Origin of the sequence: Agarivorans sp. 1_MG-2023, from assembly GCF_030548385.1 — a bacterium.
Lineage (GTDB): Bacteria > Pseudomonadota > Gammaproteobacteria > Enterobacterales > Celerinatantimonadaceae > Agarivorans.
In genome coordinates, this window is record NZ_JAUOSJ010000003.1 from 117349 (window position 1) to 135934 (window position 18586).

The following is an 18586-nucleotide window of genomic DNA, read 5'->3' on the forward strand; positions in this document are numbered from 1 at the left end:
ATACGCGAACATTTAGCTTAATTAAGGATAGTGTTTTACAGCTTAAACTGCCTTGGTTATTTGTGAATCAATAGGGTATTTGTGAAGGATAAAGCCGGAAGGATGTAAGCCATGGAGTAGTGTGCGTGAAAATGGCTGAGTCACCTTTTTTTGTTGCTGTTAGCTAATAATTCCGTTTAGATATTATCGGGCTCACTGCAACTACTTAGCAGATACCATATACTATTAAGCAACTATTCAAACTACCTTCTTTATTGAGTGAATAATGGAAGTCGAGCTACTCGAAATTCGAAACTTTATCAGCCAATACCCGCCCTTTGATGAGTTGCCCGAAGAAGCCCTCATAGAAGTGTCTAAAAGTGTTGAAATCTCTTACTACCGCGCTGGCAGTATGATCATTGAGTTTGGTGACAAAATTCATGATTTGTTCATGATCCGTAGTGGGGTGGTGGAGATTTATCGTCGTAATGGCGAGCTGTATAACCGGCTTGATCAAGGCGGTGTTTTTGGCCAAATGGGGCTGTTAACTAGCAATAAGGTTCGTTTTCCTGCCAAGGCAATTAAAGACACGCTGCTGTATTGTATTCCAGAAAACATTTTTGAAGACTTTTGCGAGCGTTACGATGTATTTGCCGACTTTGTGGAAGTAGAAGGCACTATTCGTTTACAGCAAGCGGTAGAAGAAAATAGTGATGACGCGAACTCCTTAACCACCTCAAAGGTTAAAACCATTCTCAGTGGCGAGCCTGTGATGCTAGCGTCCACTACGACTATTCAAGACGTTGCCACCACAATGGCCGAAGAGAATGTTTCTGCGGCGCTGATTCATGATCCAACTCTTACCGATGAAGGCGGTGATAGTTTTGTTGGCATTATTACCCAGCGCGACTTATGTGCCAAAGTGATAGCGCAAGGTTTAGACGTTGAAACCCAAGTGGTAGAGGTGATGTCTACCGAGCTAATATCTTTGGATCACAACGCCTATATTTTTGAAGCAATGTTATTAATGCTTCGCTATAACGTGCACCACTTACCGATCTTAAAAAATAAGCAACCAATTGGTTTAATTGAAGTTAGCGATATTATTCGTTACGAATCTCAAAACAGTTTATTGATTGTAAGCAGCATTTTTCAGCAAAATAGCATCGAAGATTTGGTGTTATTGTCGCACCAGCTAAAAGACTGTTTTGTACGAATGATTAACGAAGATGCCAACTCCCATATGGTGGGGCGGGCGATGTCGGAAATTGGCCGAAGCTTTAAACAACGCTTGCTAGAGCTCGCAGAAGAAAAGCTAGGGCCACCACCCATTCCCTATTGTTTCTTAGCATTAGGCTCTATGGCGCGAGATGAACAGCTGATTGTTACCGACCAAGACAACGCGATTATTCTCGACAATGAGTATCAAGAAGCTGAGCACGGCCAATATTTTGAAGAGCTTGCCAAGTATGTATGTGACGGCCTAGCCGCTTGTGGTTATACCTATTGCACCGGCGACATTATGGCCACTAATCCAGAGTATCGAAAAACCCAAAGCCAATGGGAAGAGTGTTTTGCAGATTGGATTGATAACCCTAATCCTCAAGCCTTGCTGAACTGCTCTATCTTCTTTGATCTTAACGGGGTGTATGGCAGGCCTAAATGGGCTGAGCAGCTCAATGCGTTTATTTTAAGAAAAGCCAAAAAGAATAACCGTTTCTTAGCGTGTTTGGCCAGAAACGCCCTAAATCGAACTCCACCGCTCGGCTTCTTTAAAGACTTTGTGATGGAGAAAGATGGACGGCACAGAAACTCAATAAACTTAAAACGACGTGGTACTGCGCCTTTAGCCGATCTTATTCGAGTGCACGGATTGGCGATTGGCTCTCAATCTCAGAACTCGTTTGACCGCTTGGAAGATATTATTGAAGCGGGGATTTTGCCGCCTTCAAAGGGTAAAGACCTACAGCATGCTATGGAGTTTATTTCTTTGGTGCGTATTCGACATCAAGCCTTAGATATAGAGTCTGACCAAGAGCCTGATAACAATATTGAGCCAGAGAACATGTCTGATTTTGAAAGGCGGAATCTAAAAGATGCCTTTTTGGTATTAAGCAGTGCGCAAAACTTTTTGAAGTTTCGCTACACCGCCAACAGCATGCAGCAGGGTAAATAATGCCCAATATTAACAATCAAGAAATCTTAAACTGGCAGGCCTTTTTAAAGATTAAGGCCGCGGAAAGCAAAGATAAGCGCTTAATTCATTTTTATAATGCCAGTACTTACGATGCAGAAACCAAAGTTAAAGATATTGATTTTGTTGCTCTAGATTTTGAAACCACCGGTCTAGACGCCAAAAAGAATAGCATTATTAGTATTGGTTTAGTGCCATTTACCTTGCAGCGCATTGCTTGCCGAGAGGCTAAGCATTGGTTTGTAACGCCAGAAGATAAACTTCAAGAAGACTCGATTGTGATTCATGGCATTACCCACTCCGACTTAAAAGGTGCGCCTAGCTTGTTGCGTATTTTGGAGCAATTATTGGATGAGTTGGCCGGCAAAGTGGTGGTGGTGCATTACCGACGTATTGAGCGTGATTTTTTACACGCCACGCTGCGCGGATTAATTAACGAAGGGATTATTTTTCCCTTGGTGGACACCATGCAAATTGAAGCTGACATTCAAGCGGCTCGGCCTAAAAAGGTGATTGACTGGTTTAAGAAGTCGCAAGCGGTGTCTATTCGTTTAGGTAGCAGTAGAACACGTTATAATCTGCCTACTTATCCTCCGCACGACGCATTAACCGACGCTATTGCCACGGCTGAGTTACTGCAAGCGCAAATTCACCATCATTTCAGCCCAGATACGCCCATCAACAAATTGTGGTTATAAAATCTGCTCTACCAAAGCTAGGCAATAAAAAAGCCGAGTGACCTAAGTCATTCGGCTTTTTTGTTTTCAATGGTTAATGATTAACCAAGGCGTTTCTCGGTGCGTAAACCCATTAACAAGCTGATACACATCACCAATAAAATAATGGTGAATGGCAAGGCCGTTGAAATGGCGCCGGCTTGTAAGGCTTGAATAGCTTCTGTGCCACCTACCCAGACTAGAGCGGCAGCAATAGCGCCTTCAATAGTGGCCCAAAATACACGCTGAGGAACAGGCGCATCTACTTTACCACCAGAGGTAATGCTATCGATGACCAGTGAACCCGAGTCAGACGAGGTAACAAAGAATACCAATACCAGTACCACGGCAAGCAGAGATAAAATGCTGCCCATTGGTAATGCATCAAACATTTGGAACATAGCCAGTGGTACTTCGGTTAGGCCATCAGCGCCTAGGGTACCTACTTTATTAACGATTTGATCAATCGCAACACCACCAAATACAGACATCCATAAAGTGGTTACTACTGTTGGAACGATAAGCACTGCAGTAACAAATTCACGAATTGTACGACCACGTGAGATACGTGCGATGAACATACCAACAAATGGGGACCATGAAATCCACCATGCCCAATAGAACACTGTCCAGCCGTGCATCCACGCTGAATCTTCACGACCAATTGGGTTACTCAGTGGAATAATGTTTTCTAGGTATCCCATTACCGTAGTAGGTACGGTGCCCATAGATACTGCAAATGTTACCAGAGCAACAAATACCACCAAGGCAAGTGCTAACACCATGTTGATGTTACTAATGACTTTAACGCCGCCGTCAATCCCACGAACAACCGATACTACCGCTAATAAGGTCACCAAGAAGATGATACCAATTTGCATCAGCAAGCCGTTGTCTAGGCCAAATACGTGGTGGAAGCCACTGGCTGCTTGTTGAGCGCCAAGCCCTAGCGAGGTGGCTAAACCAAACAATGTGGCAAGCACTGCTAATATGTCAACTACGTGCCCAGGCCAGCCCCACGTGCGGTCGCCCAAGATTGGGTAAAATACTGAGCGCATAGAAAGCGGCAAGCCTTTGTTGTAAGCAAAAAAGGCTAACGACAGTGATACCACGCCATAAATGGCCCATGGGTGAAGTCCCCAGTGGAACATGGTGGCACCCAGTGCTAACTTTGCAGCTTCTGGCGTGTTGGCAGTCACATTAAGAGGGGTTTCGTACCAACCTGTAAAGTAGGCAACGGGTTCAGCAACTCCCCAAAACATTAGGCCAATGCCCATGCCTGCAGCAAATAGCATGGCTATCCACGACAGCATTGAGTAATCCGTTTTAGCTTCATCACCACCGAGGCGAATTTTACCAAACGGAGAGACAATCATAGCCAAACAAAAAATGACAAAAATATTAGCAGACCACATAAATAGGCCGTCAAATGCGCCAATAATTTTCCACTTAATTCCGTCTAATGCGGCTTTGGATACTTCTGGGTCAACCAGTAATATAGCGATTAAAAATACGCCGATTAAAGAGGCGCTAATCCCAAAAACAGGGTTATGTACATCAAACCCCCATTTCTGAACATTATCCTGTCCTACGGTGTAATCAGTATTATCAATACTGTATTTATCTTTATTGGTATTCATTAATCCTCGTTTAGCACAACTTCCATGCGATTTTGTAAACGTAGTTTACTGTATTGAACGGCAATTTTCCGCTTATTCTGAAGACAATAAGAGCCGATATTACTGTCTAGATCATAGACAAGAAATTCTTGAGGGTAGGTTTTAATCAGGTATTAGAGCATCCAGTTCGGCTATTTCGTTAGAGAAATGGCCTGTAAAGGCGCGATACTCATCGCTTGCCTAAGCCTGAACATTTAGCCTAAGTAGGCTTTGTGAAGGTTTAATGAAGTTTAATTGGAGTAATAGACTGCTAGGCTAATTGCTTAGGATAACCACAAAAGGCCTTAAGCTTATTTATCCTTATTGGCGATAATATCGCTAAGAGCATGTTCTGGCATATCTAATATCTCTACCAAAATAATAAATAGATCTGTGGGGAGGGTGCCTGCATACACCTTACTGCGCAGGTTACCTTCTTTCATTTCTATATCGCGTTTGGCCAGTTCGTCTGATAAATATTTATACTGAACCCCTTTTAATTGCATCGCCGAACGAATATATCGCTTAATACTGTCTTTATAAGGCTGCAAGGCTTGTCGATTTCTAATACTCTGTTCTGGGTTCATTGCTCTTCGGGCGCTTATAATTTTTGATAACTTGCAACGAATGTTAGTAAACGTTGACACAAGAGTCAAACTTGCTATATTTGTTAGCTATAACTAACACATAAGGAAACGTTATGTCGTGGAATTCAGCATCACTTGAATTACTTGCTAAGGCTCATCCTGATTGGACAGTAGATAATGACGGTGGCTGTTTGTGTATCACCAATGATGAAGGCATTGATGCCTTTGCTTACATTGGCGAGCAACAAATGCTTATTGAAGTTGTGCTATTTGGCTGCGATGTCGTTACAGACAGTGCCAAACTGAATGCCTTGATTTTACGCTCTCATCACTTATTACCGTTATCGGCCATTGGCATTAAGCATATTGGTGATCAAGATTACTACATCGCATTTGGCGCCTTATCAACTAAGAGCCTAGATGAAGTAGTAATAGAAGAGATAGAAACGCTTTATTCAAATGTTAGTGAATTTGTCGAATTGTACAGCGAGTTTACCCAGTAGGAGAGAACAGTATGAGCTTGAAACGAATTTGGAACGCACTTCGAGGCGCAACCAATGAAGGCTTGGAAGCAGTGGCAGACAGCCAATCTATGCGTATCTTAGATCAAGAAATGCGCGATGCTAAATCAGAGCTTGAAGCCTGTGATCGCAACCTAACCACTATTATGGCTAAACGTAAGTTAGCGCAAACTAAAGTTGAAAGCTTAACGTCAGACATTGACACTTACACCAATCATGCGGTTGCGGCGAGTGAGAAGAATGACGAAGCTTTAGCCTTAGAATGTGCAGAGCGAGTCGCTAACTTAGAAGTGCAATTAGCCACTGAGCAAGAGATTTACAACAGTTACCTAAATACCGAAACTTCGCTTAAAGCGAATATTGCGACCGCTAAAGCTAGCGTTAAGCGTTTAGGTATTCAAATTGACCAAGTAAAGGCCACTGAGTCTTTACAAAAAGCTCAAGTTGCCGGTTCTTCGCACCATGTAGGCGCTAACTCTAAAGTGAAAACGGCTTTAGATAGCCTAGAGCGAATTAAAGAAAAACAAGCGCTACGCAGCGCTGAATTGTCGGCAGCGGAAGAATTAGCAGCTGAAGATAGCGGTAGCAGTTTAGACGCAAAATTGAAGCAAGCGGGCATTGAGTCTGGCGGTCAATCTTCAGGTAGTGATAAGCTTAAGCAGATACTGGCCCAAAAACAGGCAAAATAAGTGCTGCTTTATAAAGTGCGCCGAATATTTTCGGCGCTTTTTTTTCGTGCTAATGGCACCGCAATAGCCCTCTCGGTGCTATTTTATGTGCTAATTTCCTACTTCAGTTTAATGCTGGTAGGCGAGCATGACCTCATCAACAGTGAAACCTTTCTTTATTGGATGGTCGTTACCGCTTCTACAGTAGGTTACGGCGATTTTGGCCCGTCAACTCCCTTAGGGCGACTTATTGTTAGCTTGTGGGTAATCCCCATTGGCATCAGTATTTTTGCCATTGTGGTGACTAAAGCCGGATTTATCATCAACGACATCTACACCAAAGGAGCGCGAGGCCATCGCATGCTGAAACTATCAAATCATACCGTTATTATTGGTTGGAATGGCAATAGAACACTGCGTTTAATTGAGTTGCTTAAGGCGTCTACCAATGGCTCTTCAGACTCAATTCTATTGTGTGTAGATAGCGAGATAGAAAACCCCTTACCCGGGCAAATAGAGTTTGCTCAGGTTGATTCATATTCTCATGCAGAAACAATGGCGCGGACTAATTTGGCGGAAGCCAGCCGAATTATTATCGATACCGACCAAGACGATGTCACGCTAACCTGTGCATTGTATTGCGCCAAACTTAACCCTAGTTGCCACAAAACCGCGTATCTGCAAGACCAAACCGTTGCCGATTTATTGCGCAGTCATTGCCCTAAAGTAGAAGTTATTCCATCGGTAACGGTTGAGATGCTGGCCCGTTCGGCAATGGATCCCGGCTCTGCGCAAGTTCATCAGCAGTTATTGGATACCACTCACGGTATGACCCAATATTCAGTGCAGTATTCAGGCTCTGCCTCAATTGAGTTTGCCGCTGTATTTCGTCACTTTAAAGAAGATTTACAAGCCACGATTATCGGTTTTAAAGCTGCCGGAGATAGCCAGCTACAGTTAAATCCCAGTTTAGATACTCAGCTACATCAGGCCGACTCGTTGTATTATATTGCCGAGCGGCGCTTAAGTGACGCTGAGTGTTTTAACTTCAACAATGGATAAACATCATGTTTAAGTCTTTGTTTAAAAGAAATAAACCCGAAACAGATAAGTATGCGGGAACACCCAATGTGATGGGGCTTAAGTTAGGCGGAAGTTTTGAGCTAGACGCTTTAGCGCTTAGGTTAGTGATGGCTGATATGGTAGTGAGCAAAGTAGCCGCTACCCAAATTATTCAGGCTGCCGGCATTGTTGATTTAGACGGTACCACCTTGTACCGTTTCTACACCGACGACGAAGGTTTCTTGCAGGTAGTGGCAAATGGTAGCGGCGAAGAAGACGTAGTTGATGTAAAAATGTTCCATTACTACGATACCTTAGACATTGCTAATCAAGCTGAGTGGGACCAGTTGCTAAACAGCAAAATAGGCGCCAGTAGTTACCAGCTAGAAGGGCATACCTACCACCGCGTATGGACATCTACCACTGAGTACCACAACCCGGTACACATGGAAGAGAAAACCTACCAAGACAACACGGATTTTTCTACTACCGACCAATTCACCATGCTGTTTGAGCGAGAGCTAGACAATGGTGAAATGGAATCGTTATTTTTGTCTGCCGAAGAAGTGGTGAATAACAATGCGCTAGAGCGCTGTTTAGTTATTAGCACTGGCATGACCGTATCATCAACCCAAATTACTATTCACGGATAAAGGACCAGAAAATGGAACAGTCTGAATTACTTATGGCCGTTGCAAACTTTGCAATTTACTTTGCCGCATCAATTGTTTTTTTAATGCTATTTAAAGTGATTTACGTGCGAGTGACGCCACATGATGAGTGGGAGTTAATTAAAGAAGGCAAAAATACCAGTGCGGCGATTGCCTTTGGTGGCGCAGTATTGGGCTTTGCATTGGCATTAGCTGGCGCAGCCAGTAACTCCATCTCATTTGTTGATTTCACTTTATGGGGCGCAATTGCCTTAATCGCGCAAATTGCCGCGTTTGTCATTGTTCGTTTTGTCTTTATCCCTGGCATTGTGTCGCGCATTGAAGCCAACGAAGTGAGCGCCGGTATTATGCTAGCCGCTACCAGTGTGTCGGTAGGTATGTTAAATGCAGCCTGCATGACTTACTAGGAGGCCTTATGAAACGTTCTAAGTTTATAAACTTAGCCGCAATGCGTAAGCTGCCCGCGGCTAGGCCTTCGTTTATTGTTAAACCTTTAGTGATTGCGGTATCTACCGCCATACTGAGCGCTTGTTCAGAGCCTCAAGATGACGCCATAGTGATCGAGTCGGTAGACGACTGTGTCACTAAAACCACACTCAACGAACAGCAGTGTGTAGCGGTTTATCAAAATGCTGAGGCCGAAGCGGCTCGCACCGCGCCTAAATACAATAGCCGTCAAGACTGTGAAGAAGCCTTTGGTTATGAAGGTTGTCGTGCCAGCAGCAGCGGCATTTTTACACCTATTATGTACGGCTACTTGTTTGGCCGAATGATGGATACCAACCGTCCTTCGTCGGTATATAAATACAATCAACGTGGTTCTTCGTACCGTGATTCTATTATCACGGCCGATGGTTCGGTGATTGGTAAAGCCGGGCAGCGCAACTACAAAGTTAGTCAGTCGGCTTACAAACCTAAAGCTACAGTAAGCCGCACAGTATCGCGTGGCGGCTTTGGCGCTAAGGCTTCTGCCAAGTCATCTTGGGGCGGCTCTAAATCTAGCTGGGGCGGTTAAACGTGCTACGAGTACCGATAAAAGAACGACTCAATTGGCAAGAGCAAGCCAAAGAATATGGCTTTAATTATCACACCATGTACGGCGACAAGTACTGGGATGAGTCGGCCTATTATCAGTTTAGTTTGGAACAAATTGAAAACGGCATCGAAGCACCCACCGAAGAAATCCACCAAATGTGTTTAGAAGTGGTGGATAAAGTGGTGCGTGACGAACAGCTAATGCGCCGTTTTTGTATTCCAGAAAAACACTGGGATTTTGTGCGTCAGTCATGGCTGAACGGTGAACCTTGTTTATATTCGCGTTTAGACTTTTGCTACGACGGCAAGGGCGACGCTAAGTTATATGAGAATAATGCCGACACGCCTACCTCGGTATACGAAAGTGGCTTTTGGCAGTGGTTATGGCTAAAAGACAATGTAGACCAAGGCGTGCTTAACCCCGCCAGTGATCAGTTTAATAGCTTGCAAGAAAAGCTGGTTAATCGCTTTAGTGATTTGCAGTACCTTACCCCCGGCAGAGAGTTACATTTTGCCTGCTGTAAAGATACCGACGAAGATCGCGGCACCGTACAATACATGGAAGATTGCGCCATTGCCGCCGGGCTAGACACCAAGTTTGTATTTGTTGAAGACATTGGTATCGACGCTGAACAACGCTTTACCAACTTAAACGACGAAGTCATTACCTGGATGTTTAAGCTTTATCCATGGGAGTTTATGTTTGATGAAGAGTTTGGCGAGAGCTTAGGCCAGCAAAATATTCGCTGGTTAGAGCCCGCTTGGAAAAGCATTATTTCTAACAAAGCCTTGCTGCCAATGCTGTGGAAGATGTTTCCTAATCATCCCAACTTATTGCCATCATTTTTTGAAGACCAACTTTCGCAAGCCAACTTTAGTGCTGGCATTGTAAAGAAACCAATATTCTCGCGAGAAGGTGCCAATATCTCGATATTGCGCGGCGAAGAAAAAATAGCCAATACCCACGGCCCTTACGGTGAAGAAGGCTACATATACCAAGCCCTGCATGAGCTACCACGCTATGGCGATAACTTTACCCTAATTGGCAGTTGGCTGGTGGACGACCAAGCAGCAGGGATATCGATTCGTGAAGACAGTAGCTTGGTAACCCAAGATATGAGCCGATATCTACCGCATATTATTTTGTGAACAAGTAAGGTTACTGCTGATGATAAGAACCGAGCTCTTGATTGTAATGTAATCTTGAGTTCGTTCTATCTACACACCGACCAGACATAGTATGGAAGCCTCCATATCTCCTGTTTTGCACAATAAAGTCTATAACGGCTGAGTCATTCGCAAAGATGATGACGTTATGGCCATCACTGCTTAATACGTTTGTGTATTCAGTGATGCGTCAATTAAACCCTAAGGCTTTTGATGAGTTTTCATTGTAAGGTCCTAGAAAGCACACTCTCGTCCAATCCCCAGCAGCAACTTTGGTAAAGTCTACTTCTTGGTCTCCGCTATCAACTTCGCGCAACAGTGCATAACTGTATTCGGGTATTTGGTTCAGGGTTACGCTAGCCCTTAAACTCCAGCCAATCGCAGCGCCTATTACACCACATGTTATAAACAATAAAGTGGCTAGGCAGAAAACGATAGCTTTCTTCATGGTGATAATTTGTACCTTTGAATATTAGTTCTTATGTATAAGCCAACGTTAAGCGATGAGCAATACTGGCCACTACTTCTACACTATTGCCCGTGGCTGTTTAAGCCGAGCCAGCGTTGGTTATTCGCCTTAATGGCTTTGTTCTATGGTTTTTTTAAGCTGTAGGTAAAGTCTCAACATGTCTTTGTGTTGAATACCATTTTCAAAAATTGGGGCGGAGTAATTCAACAAGAAATGATCTTTGATTATAGCGTCAACACGAAAGCCTAGACGTTGATAGTAAATCAGTTGATAGCCAAACGTGCCAGTACCAAGTTCAACCCTTTTTACACCTTTGTTAGGTAGCTGAGATAGCACAAACTCCAATAGCTTAGTGCCTATACCTTTCCCTTGATGAGATGGAGAAACCGCTACATTATAGATCTCAGCTAAAGCAAACCGTTGAGGTTTTACGACACATACACCAAAGACTTGCCCTTTATCTAAAGCAGCAAAACACCAAGAATCAGATAAGTACGACGAAATACTAGCCTCTGAAGGATCAGCTTCAAGCAATAAATCGAGAGGAATCTGACTACTTTCAACTTCGAGATTTATCATTTATCCTCCAAGCACATCACGCCATGGCTTCTCGTTAGTTATTTTCGCCCACAGTTGCTGCCCAAAATGTATGCAGATATTCATCACTAGCTGTAAATGAACTTCGAATTAATTTGGCAACTTTTGGCAATGTTGCTTTAGCTAATTCTTTCTTAATTTCTCCATTATCAACGTGGTATGGGCGTCTTAGTATCGAATACTCTTTAGCTGTGTTGTGTTCAAGGAACTGATCTGGTTGAAAGTGAGTGGCTTTATGCCTAGCTAGAAATGTATCCGAAGGCTCTTTATAGCCCATCCTGAAGATATCAAAAGCATCATGGTGTTTTGCGTGATAGCTCAGTGCTTTCCAACCATTTTTGATTTGATAACCCAACTCGAGTGTAGAAGATGCAAATGTTTCCTCGACATCAATTCTCCAAAACTCATAAGCCAATGAGCCATCAACCTCAGGGGAGGATAGTTCTTGAAGAGCCAATTTAGCCATATGGGCTTGTACCTCAAATCTCATTAATACGGTTTCTAATAGATCGATTTGATGTACGAAATTTACAACTCTACATAGGTCATTTACATCGCTGTATCTCTCAGGATGATTGAAATTCATAAACCAATGTCGTATTTGATTAGAAACAGTTGCTACTCTGTCTAGCGCTTCAATATTAATGTTTGAGTTCATTATTATCCATGATAGCTAACGCCGGGTTAATTATACGTATGATATAGCACCGATTTTCACTAGCCCTTCCTTGATTAACTCTTTGTTTAGTTTGTTGTAATGGTAGCAAGGGTGTGGGGAGCCTATAACAAAAACCTCCTCGCCATGTATATCCAATGAACAAAACTTATAGCTAGTTGATTTGATTGGAACAATCACAGTTTCTTTCAACTTAGGATAATAACCTCTCAAATACTTCCACGCAGAATGCCCTTGCTCGGCATTACCATAAGCGAAGATTATTTTAGGGTTAGAATTTTTGGCTACAAAGTCATCAAAGAAACCCATTGAAGCATTGAGTAAACCTTTAAAATTAGTGAATTTGTTGGTTTCATTTCTTAATATCTCGAACTGATTTTTGATATCACCTACACCATTGGATGCCAATAGAAGACCATTCGTTAGAATCATTTTTGATACTGAAAACGTCGAACTTTCAAAGCATTCATTAAGTAGATTAGGAAGCTTAGTTAGCTCTTTTTGCAAAGGCGACACTCCCCAATCACCAGATAGAAGGTGGCTGTATTTCGTGTTATCAGCTCTTTCTCTAACCCACTCAGCATTGGTTTTTATCGCATCAGTCATATTCCCATTGGTGCCTAACAAGATGAGATTGATATCTTCTTTTTTATTATTAAAGACTTCAAAAGCGTTATCAAAAGGACTACCTAATATGTGTGAAAGCCCATATTTTTCTAATGATTTCTCTATCGCTTCTAATTTGTTCATATTCTTAATTTCCCACTAAAACGAGGATACATATAACGCATCATTCAGGCGCACATTTTGTGTCGTGTTTTGTGCAAAAATTTGGAGCTTTCGACACCAGCACAAAAACCGTGTAATAAAATGGGTCGCTTGAGGTGACCTGTTTAGTACGCTTACTCAAAATACTGCACATACTTTTCATTCGCTAAAGTTAGTAGCTCCATTAAGAATTCAAAATTAGTATCAGAAAGCTGAACACCATTAGGATTTTTTCCATCATGATTTCTGGCTCATTGACACAATCGCAACCCGCAATTATTGAAAGGGCAATGATAATATGACAAATCATGAACTCTCTTTCATGGTTAATCTCATAAGTATGTTGTCTTAACTCAATGACTTCATAGGGAAACCAATTTTGATCATTATCAACAACTCCATGCTGTTCAAATATTAGTTTTTTAAGTTCAGCTTTATGCTTATCAAAATCCTGCCCATAATCAGCTTTAGCAGTATAATTAATTTCGTCATCCGTAATTGTTCGAATGAATTCAACTGCCGAACTAGTTAACTTCCCCAGCAGACTTCCCTGCGTACTAAGAGCTTATTAAGTGATAAAATGCTTTTTAAACAAGGCGCTTTCCTCTTGCCATGCATTTGATAAAATACACACTATCACTTTTCCTGTTCCTCATCAGCCATCTAGCTCATAAATTATCGCAAGAGTCAGCACGAAATAATGCACATGCCTGGGGAAAGAAGGAATCGTCATTTCTTGTCTATAAACAAAGTTTTTTACCCATACAAAGAGAGAGGTTTAGGAACTGAGTGTTTCAGGCATGTCTTTTGGGGCTGCCATGATGATAACGGATAAACTGTGTTGTGCTACTCTTTAAACGTGTTCCAGCTGATGTATTCCAGCATAGTTATTAGCCTTTATTAAGACCACTGCTACAGATTTAGCCGCTCCTTCAATTCCTCATAACTTTAAGGTTTTTTAGCCTGCTTCAAGCCTGCTACAATACTTGCCTTATTTGATTCAGTGCGCCGTTGTTTGGCGACAATTGAACCTCACTTTTTTTACTTTCTGAAGGAAGGGCGAATGCGTTTAGTATCATGGAATGTGAATGGCATTAGGGCGGTGATGAAGAAGGAATTCTTGGCATCGCTTGAGTCTATGCAAACCGATGTATTGTGTTTACAAGAAACCAAAGCTCAGGATGACCAAGTGCTAGAAGCGTTAGCAGCACTTGAGGGTTACCACATCTACAGTAATTCAGCGGTAAAAAAGGGCTACTCTGGCACAGCCATTCTTACTAAAGAAAAGCCTTTGAGTGTTGAGTACGATATGGGCATTGAAGAGCACGACCAAGAAGGTCGTGTGATTGCCGCAGAATACGAGCAGTTTATTTTAGTTACTGTATACACGCCTAACTCTGGCAGTGAGTTAAAACGTTTAGAGTATCGCCAACAGTGGGATGCAGACTTCTTGGTTTACTTGAAAGGTTTAGAAGCACGTAAGTCGGTATTTGTGTGCGGAGATTTAAACGTAGCCCATAAAGATATTGATTTGGCTCGACCAAAACCGAACTACAACAAAAGTGCTGGTTATACTCAGGCCGAGATAGATGGCATTGATAACTTAACGGCAGCAGGCTTTGTAGATACCTTCCGTTTGAAGAAACAAGATGAAGTTAAATACAGCTGGTGGAGTTACCGAGCGGGTGCGCGTGGGCGTAACATTGGCTGGAGAATTGATTACTTCTTGGTGAGTGAAGCTTTTGCCGACAAAGTGAGCGATGCAGACATTCTTAATGATGTAATGGGTTCAGATCACTGTCCAGTGCAGGTGGATGTAGCGCTTTAAGCTAAGCGAGATATTTACTAAAGGCTGCTCAAGCACATTGAGCAGCTTTTTTTGTGGCTGAATAAACGGTGTTCGCCAGTTTTTAGCTGGGTATTTGGCCCGCGATCAAGGTGAGCAAGCTCTGGTTGGTTTTACTGAGTCAATTATTTACTTAAAGCAGCCCAGGTTTTTGCATGCTCAGTTCTTGTTCATTTTGTATTATTCTCATTGTCATGTTTACTCAGTGATTTATTGCTGAGCGCGCTGTCTATTTGCTTAAAGTACTCATTGCCTGCTTTCATATCATCGTAGTTGGGTAGGCCGTGCCTGTCTCTCCAATCACAGCTGCGCTTTACTTGTGCTAACCATAATCGAGTTTGCTGATATTGGTCGTCTACATATGTTTGCTCTTGGGCTGACAGCGCCGAGCGCTGCGTAAAGTGCTGCTCTAAAGCACTGTTTACAGCCAAAGAGCGACGCAATTGGGTAAGCCAAGAAAAATTGCAGCGGTGAAGCGCGCTGGGGGCGGAGTCTCCTAGTAACGGCTCACCCTTTAACTCGCTTTCAACAATTATGCTGCTTAACGTGAGCGTTTCTAAATGGTGCATTTTTACCGATGCTTCTGCCAATAACTGATAGCGTAAAGCCCCTTTTTCTATAAACACGGGGTAGTAATTAAAGGCGTGACCGGCCATTAGCCAGCTAGCCTCTACTTGGCTAATGGCTGCTAGGGTAAACTGCCCATTGGTATCCGATTCAACCGCTTTTTCAGGATACTTGCGGTGATAAATGTTGCTCTTTGCTAAGGGGAAGAATTGCGCGCTTGCTCCAGTCTTTAGCACCACCACCTGTCCCTTTACCTCTGGAGTAAGGTAAACCGTTTGCACGGTAGGAGCACAGCCGGTTAATAAAGCCATGATTGCTAAGGTAGCAAACATAAAGATTTTAGGCCTGATTAGCGACACGAGTACTCTCCAAATATTGATAGTGTTGTCTAGTGTAAAGTATTTATTGGCTTAGGAATCTACTTGCACGATTTATGGTTAAGTTTACAAGTGGATGTGATAAAGCGTAATGGCTGAAGGTGGTTTGTTGTAGCACTCACGTTATTTTGAGTTTAAAAGCAGCAGGGGATTAGCCTGCTGTTGTCATACACTATCTGCTTAGCATAGTGCTATTTAGTTACTTTAGTCACGTTACAGTTTGTATCGCCAGTGCCTGTACCAGACGTGGTTACTCTAAAGCCGGTTTCTGCTGAAATACTACAGCCATAACCAGAGCTTCGGTAACTCCACGGGTAAGCAATTTGCTTGGTTGCTACTACACCGTAATTAGCACAGGTAAAATGTTTAAAGTCGTAACCATAATGGCTTGTGGTATCTACCCATGTGCAGCTGTTACCTGGGTATACTTGAACAACGCTTACCACTTCTTTTTTATAAACCTGTCGGTAGCAACCACTTCCGCTAGGTTTATAGTCACTATTGGATACCGTTAGACTGCAAGAGTTATACGCTAAGTTTTGAAATGCACGCGCTACTGTACTTCCATTACAGCTTAGTACGCGTTCGCGACCCATTGTCATATACGCCCAGTTGTTCCACGAGCATCCAGAAGCTGCAGATGCGGTAGTGCCATCTATTGCTATGCTTGCGGTCCATGTATCGGCGGCTTGTACGGATGTAGATAAGCTAGCAGCGGCTACTATGGTTAAGGCGCCGGCTATGTTTGAAAAACCTTTCATTCTTCCTCCAATTATCATTGTTATATCCCTGCAAATTAATCCAATCCGTGGGCTAATTTGATCCTGTGGTGTACTGGCGCAATCCATTGCACCTAAACCTCAATGGTCTAAAGGCTGTTTTCTACGAGATCGATATGCGTGAACAAAATGCTTATTTCACCAAATTCGTTTTCTGGTTGAACAATTAGCGAATGGGTCTTTGTATAGAGTTGCTTGGCTGATAATTCTTGATAAAAAGACGCGGTTATTTGATTAATGTCTGTCGCGTCTGAAGGGTAAACGGAAATGAGACATTGTCTCGATTTACATTCTATTTTGCTAAGGTCTGAATTTGACAAGACTTCGTTCTCAGCCCAAATATCTTGTAACGAGAGCTCTTGGGAAGAGGCCCACTGCAGGTCTACTTCTTCCAAATTAAATTGCTTGGCTAACTGGCTGTGCATTTGCCCTTGCGGCCTTGTGGCCATTTTCTCTAGCACCTGTTTGTCTCGAATTAACGATTCAACGATTTTGTTTAAGTTTGTTTGCGGCTTGGTAACTTTTGTGGTGATTGTTAAGTCACTCTGGGATTCATTAGGTAATTCTGAACGGGAGGGCTGAAGTGGCAGGGGATCGCTAGCAACCGAGTGCACAGCGGGGGAAGCAAAAATAGTATCTAAGGTTTGCACTAGTGATGAAGCGTTATTTTGTGATTCCAGTAAGTCTGCTTGGTGATTTAACTGCTGAGACAATTGATTAATTTGATCTTGTTTAAGGTCTACTAACTGGGAATAGTGGAAATGCTGAGCGGCTAAAAGTGCTGCCGCTAAAACTAATGAACAGCGTAAAAAGCCAAGCTTACTAACCCAGTGCATCATCACAAATCCATATGTAAAGTTAATGTTATAAAAAAGTAATCTTGTTAACGCTAACATCACTTAGTGATAAATAACACAAAAATATTATTGTTATTTAGAAACTGCTTATAGGCTTGAGTTGCATGCAAATCATTCGATGTTTCAATTGAGAATGCGCTTAGCGTTGAGGTACTGGATTAAGCAATAAGGTAAGCTGCTACTTTAGTTAAAAAGTGTTGAAGTGAAGACATTGATAAAGCCCATTCCTGACCCGAAAAACTACGATATAGTGCCGCCCGACATGGACTATCGCTACTTTAATGATGCGGCTTCGCACCCCTTTGAGGCCAGTAATACTGAATTTTCAAAGGTTAATGCTTGGTGGTTGGCCGATTGCTCGTTGTTGGCCTATACCCACCCAGGTTTTGCGCGAATGGCTTATCAATTGGCAGGCTTTAATCAGTTTAGTTTTTTCCAAGGTAAGGGCACAGAGTGCATGGTGGCGGGTAACCAACAGGCACTGATTATTAGTTTTCGCGGTACTGAATTGAAGTCGCTATCGGCATTATATGAACTGCGAACCGATTTAGATGCGCTACCTAGCCAATTTAGCGAAGGCGGCCGAGTACATAAGGGTTTTCAAAAAGCCTTAGACGAGATATGGGAAGGCGAGCAGGGTTTAGCTGCGTATATTCAACAGCAAATAACAGAGCATCCAGAGCGACCTATTTGGATAACAGGCCATAGTTTGGGCGGCGCTTTGGCGACCTTGTGTTTTGCCAAGATAAAACACGCCACTGGTTTGTATATTTACGGCGCGCCGCGAGTAGGAGACAGCAACTTTACCCACTTACTTAAGCAGCGACCGGTGTGGCGAGTAGAGCATGCGCGTGATCCTATTCCTATGTTGCCGCCTAATTTACCTGCTATTAAGTTTTGTTTTGAAGATACTGGCGAGCTGGTTTATATACATAGTGATCTACGCATTGATTACCAGCGGCCAGAGATGAGTTCGGAACAATATAAAGAACTGGTTGTGAATACTTTTCAGGCTCAAGAAGCGCGCCGTAAGAGCCTGAATATCGACCTAGCAGAAATAAACCAACACCTCTTGGATTCTTTTAAAGAATGGCGCGACAACCTCAAGCGTTTGCATGGTGATACCTCTATAAGCTTTACCGATCATATGCCGATTTATTACTGCGTTAAGTTATGGAATAGCTTGCAAGAAGTGTGATATAGGGAGGAGGGTACTTGATGAAGGCTATTTTTCAGCGCTGTATTTATTGACTTAAGTCAGCGTGTTCTAGGATTGTGTGTGCGAGTGTAATTATCTAAAGTAATTAAATGAGGAGTTTCCATGAGCAGCTTATTTGCTTTAGCTATGTTCTTTATCGGCTTAGGTGTATTTTCCGCAGAAATAGGCGTTTT

At 42.7% G+C, this 18586-nt stretch carries 20 protein-coding genes; 11 read left to right on the forward strand and 9 right to left on the reverse strand.

Going from position 1 to position 18586, the window contains the following annotated elements; translation table 11 throughout:
- The first annotated feature begins 265 nt into the window (after positions 1–265).
- Positions 266–2155, forward strand: coding sequence for a DUF294 nucleotidyltransferase-like domain-containing protein (locus Q4592_RS04845; RefSeq protein WP_303510472.1), 1890 nt, complete (start codon positions 266–268; stop codon positions 2153–2155).
- Positions 2155–2871 (forward strand): 3'-5' exonuclease, encoded by a 717-nt coding sequence (locus Q4592_RS04850; protein WP_303510474.1) that lies wholly within the window; start codon positions 2155–2157, stop codon positions 2869–2871. The genes Q4592_RS04845 and Q4592_RS04850 overlap by 1 nt, the downstream gene beginning before the upstream one ends.
- Before the next feature lie 80 nt (positions 2872–2951).
- Here Q4592_RS04850 and Q4592_RS04855 read toward each other — a convergent pair whose 3' ends face one another.
- A complete protein-coding gene (locus Q4592_RS04855; RefSeq protein WP_303510476.1) occupies positions 2952–4529 on the reverse strand; it encodes a BCCT family transporter in 1578 nt (525 codons plus the stop codon).
- A gap of 329 nt (positions 4530–4858) precedes the next feature.
- Positions 4859–5134, reverse strand: coding sequence for a DUF6471 domain-containing protein (locus Q4592_RS04860; protein ID WP_137671860.1), 276 nt, complete (start codon positions 5132–5134; stop codon positions 4859–4861).
- A 113-nt stretch (positions 5135–5247) separates the two neighbouring features.
- On the opposite strand from Q4592_RS04860, the gene Q4592_RS04865 reads away from it, so the two are divergent.
- From Q4592_RS04865 to Q4592_RS04895, 7 genes are all read left to right on the forward strand, one after another.
- Positions 5248–5637 (forward strand): DUF2170 family protein, encoded by a 390-nt coding sequence (locus Q4592_RS04865; protein ID WP_137671859.1) that lies wholly within the window; start codon positions 5248–5250, stop codon positions 5635–5637.
- A gap of 11 nt (positions 5638–5648) precedes the next feature.
- Positions 5649–6344 (forward strand): PspA/IM30 family protein, encoded by a 696-nt coding sequence (locus Q4592_RS04870; protein ID WP_137671858.1) that lies wholly within the window; start codon positions 5649–5651, stop codon positions 6342–6344.
- Between the two features lie 87 nt (positions 6345–6431).
- On the forward strand, positions 6432–7385 hold the full coding sequence (locus tag Q4592_RS04875) for an ion channel (protein ID WP_303510481.1): 954 nt from the start codon (positions 6432–6434) through the stop codon (positions 7383–7385).
- A 5-nt stretch (positions 7386–7390) separates the two neighbouring features.
- Complete coding sequence (locus Q4592_RS04880; protein ID WP_137671856.1) at positions 7391–8038, forward strand: YjfK family protein; 648 nt, start codon at positions 7391–7393, stop codon at positions 8036–8038.
- An 11-nt stretch (positions 8039–8049) separates the two neighbouring features.
- Positions 8050–8463, forward strand: a complete 414-nt coding sequence (locus Q4592_RS04885) for a DUF350 domain-containing protein (protein ID WP_137671855.1) — start codon at positions 8050–8052, stop codon at positions 8461–8463.
- A gap of 8 nt (positions 8464–8471) precedes the next feature.
- Positions 8472–9071 carry a DUF1190 domain-containing protein gene (locus Q4592_RS04890; protein ID WP_303510485.1) on the forward strand — a complete coding sequence of 200 codons (600 nt, stop codon included), beginning with the start codon at positions 8472–8474 and terminating at the stop codon, positions 9069–9071.
- Positions 9072–9073: 2 nt separating this feature from the next.
- Complete coding sequence (locus Q4592_RS04895) at positions 9074–10240, forward strand: glutathionylspermidine synthase family protein (protein ID WP_303510487.1); 1167 nt, start codon at positions 9074–9076, stop codon at positions 10238–10240.
- Between the two features lie 208 nt (positions 10241–10448).
- On the opposite strand, the gene Q4592_RS04900 is transcribed toward Q4592_RS04895, so the two are convergent.
- The 4 genes from Q4592_RS04900 to Q4592_RS04915 all read right to left on the reverse strand — a co-directional run bounded on the left by Q4592_RS04900 (position 10449) and on the right by Q4592_RS04915 (position 12750).
- Positions 10449–10706 (reverse strand): hypothetical protein, encoded by a 258-nt coding sequence (locus Q4592_RS04900; protein WP_303510491.1) that lies wholly within the window; start codon positions 10704–10706, stop codon positions 10449–10451.
- Positions 10707–10835: 129 nt separating this feature from the next.
- Positions 10836–11306, reverse strand: a complete 471-nt coding sequence (locus Q4592_RS04905; protein WP_303510494.1) for a GNAT family N-acetyltransferase — start codon at positions 11304–11306, stop codon at positions 10836–10838.
- A 34-nt stretch (positions 11307–11340) separates the two neighbouring features.
- A complete protein-coding gene (locus tag Q4592_RS04910) occupies positions 11341–11982 on the reverse strand; it encodes a hypothetical protein (RefSeq protein WP_303510497.1) in 642 nt (213 codons plus the stop codon).
- A gap of 30 nt (positions 11983–12012) precedes the next feature.
- Positions 12013–12750 carry a hypothetical protein gene (locus Q4592_RS04915; RefSeq protein WP_303510500.1) on the reverse strand — a complete coding sequence of 246 codons (738 nt, stop codon included), beginning with the start codon at positions 12748–12750 and terminating at the stop codon, positions 12013–12015.
- 1081 nt (positions 12751–13831) lie between these two features.
- On the opposite strand from Q4592_RS04915, the gene Q4592_RS04920 reads away from it, so the two are divergent.
- Positions 13832–14596, forward strand: coding sequence for an exodeoxyribonuclease III (locus tag Q4592_RS04920; RefSeq protein ID WP_303510503.1), 765 nt, complete (start codon positions 13832–13834; stop codon positions 14594–14596).
- A gap of 188 nt (positions 14597–14784) precedes the next feature.
- Here Q4592_RS04920 and Q4592_RS04925 read toward each other — a convergent pair whose 3' ends face one another.
- The 3 genes from Q4592_RS04925 to Q4592_RS04935 form a co-directional block, all read right to left on the reverse strand.
- On the reverse strand, positions 14785–15540 hold the full coding sequence (locus tag Q4592_RS04925; RefSeq protein WP_303510505.1) for a hypothetical protein: 756 nt from the start codon (positions 15538–15540) through the stop codon (positions 14785–14787).
- Positions 15541–15749: 209 nt separating this feature from the next.
- Positions 15750–16319 carry a hypothetical protein gene (locus Q4592_RS04930; protein WP_303510507.1) on the reverse strand — a complete coding sequence of 190 codons (570 nt, stop codon included), beginning with the start codon at positions 16317–16319 and terminating at the stop codon, positions 15750–15752.
- 107 nt (positions 16320–16426) lie between these two features.
- Positions 16427–17176, reverse strand: a complete 750-nt coding sequence (locus Q4592_RS04935; RefSeq protein WP_303510509.1) for a hypothetical protein — start codon at positions 17174–17176, stop codon at positions 16427–16429.
- A 220-nt stretch (positions 17177–17396) separates the two neighbouring features.
- On the opposite strand from Q4592_RS04935, the gene Q4592_RS04940 reads away from it, so the two are divergent.
- Entirely contained in the window at positions 17397–18392 is a 996-nt protein-coding gene (locus Q4592_RS04940) for a lipase family protein (RefSeq protein ID WP_303510511.1), read from the forward strand.
- Positions 18393–18586: the final 194 nt, after the last annotated feature.

Bases quoted from the DNA above. Each gene is read 5' to 3' on its own strand.
- Q4592_RS04910 (WP_303510497.1), bottom strand. From the start codon at position 11,982: ATGAACTCAAACATTAATATTGAAGCGCTAGACAGAGTAGCAACTGTT.
- Q4592_RS04900 (WP_303510491.1), bottom strand. From the start codon at position 10,706: ATGAAGAAAGCTATCGTTTTCTGCCTAGCCACTTTATTGTTTATAACA.
- Q4592_RS04865 (WP_137671859.1), top strand. From the start codon at position 5,248: ATGTCGTGGAATTCAGCATCACTTGAATTACTTGCTAAGGCTCATCCT.
- Q4592_RS04845 (WP_303510472.1), top strand. From the start codon at position 266: ATGGAAGTCGAGCTACTCGAAATTCGAAACTTTATCAGCCAATACCCG.
- Q4592_RS04915 (WP_303510500.1), bottom strand. From the start codon at position 12,750: ATGAACAAATTAGAAGCGATAGAGAAATCATTAGAAAAATATGGGCTT.
- Q4592_RS04870 (WP_137671858.1), top strand. From the start codon at position 5,649: ATGAGCTTGAAACGAATTTGGAACGCACTTCGAGGCGCAACCAATGAA.
- Q4592_RS04885 (WP_137671855.1), top strand. From the start codon at position 8,050: ATGGAACAGTCTGAATTACTTATGGCCGTTGCAAACTTTGCAATTTAC.
- Q4592_RS04890 (WP_303510485.1), top strand. From the start codon at position 8,472: ATGAAACGTTCTAAGTTTATAAACTTAGCCGCAATGCGTAAGCTGCCC.
- Q4592_RS04850 (WP_303510474.1), top strand. From the start codon at position 2,155: ATGCCCAATATTAACAATCAAGAAATCTTAAACTGGCAGGCCTTTTTA.
- Q4592_RS04860 (WP_137671860.1), bottom strand. From the start codon at position 5,134: ATGAACCCAGAACAGAGTATTAGAAATCGACAAGCCTTGCAGCCTTAT.
- Q4592_RS04855 (WP_303510476.1), bottom strand. From the start codon at position 4,529: ATGAATACCAATAAAGATAAATACAGTATTGATAATACTGATTACACC.
- Q4592_RS04935 (WP_303510509.1), bottom strand. From the start codon at position 17,176: ATGATGCACTGGGTTAGTAAGCTTGGCTTTTTACGCTGTTCATTAGTT.
- Q4592_RS04920 (WP_303510503.1), top strand. From the start codon at position 13,832: ATGCGTTTAGTATCATGGAATGTGAATGGCATTAGGGCGGTGATGAAG.
- Q4592_RS04930 (WP_303510507.1), bottom strand. From the start codon at position 16,319: ATGAAAGGTTTTTCAAACATAGCCGGCGCCTTAACCATAGTAGCCGCT.
- Q4592_RS04905 (WP_303510494.1), bottom strand. From the start codon at position 11,306: ATGATAAATCTCGAAGTTGAAAGTAGTCAGATTCCTCTCGATTTATTG.
- Q4592_RS04880 (WP_137671856.1), top strand. From the start codon at position 7,391: ATGTTTAAGTCTTTGTTTAAAAGAAATAAACCCGAAACAGATAAGTAT.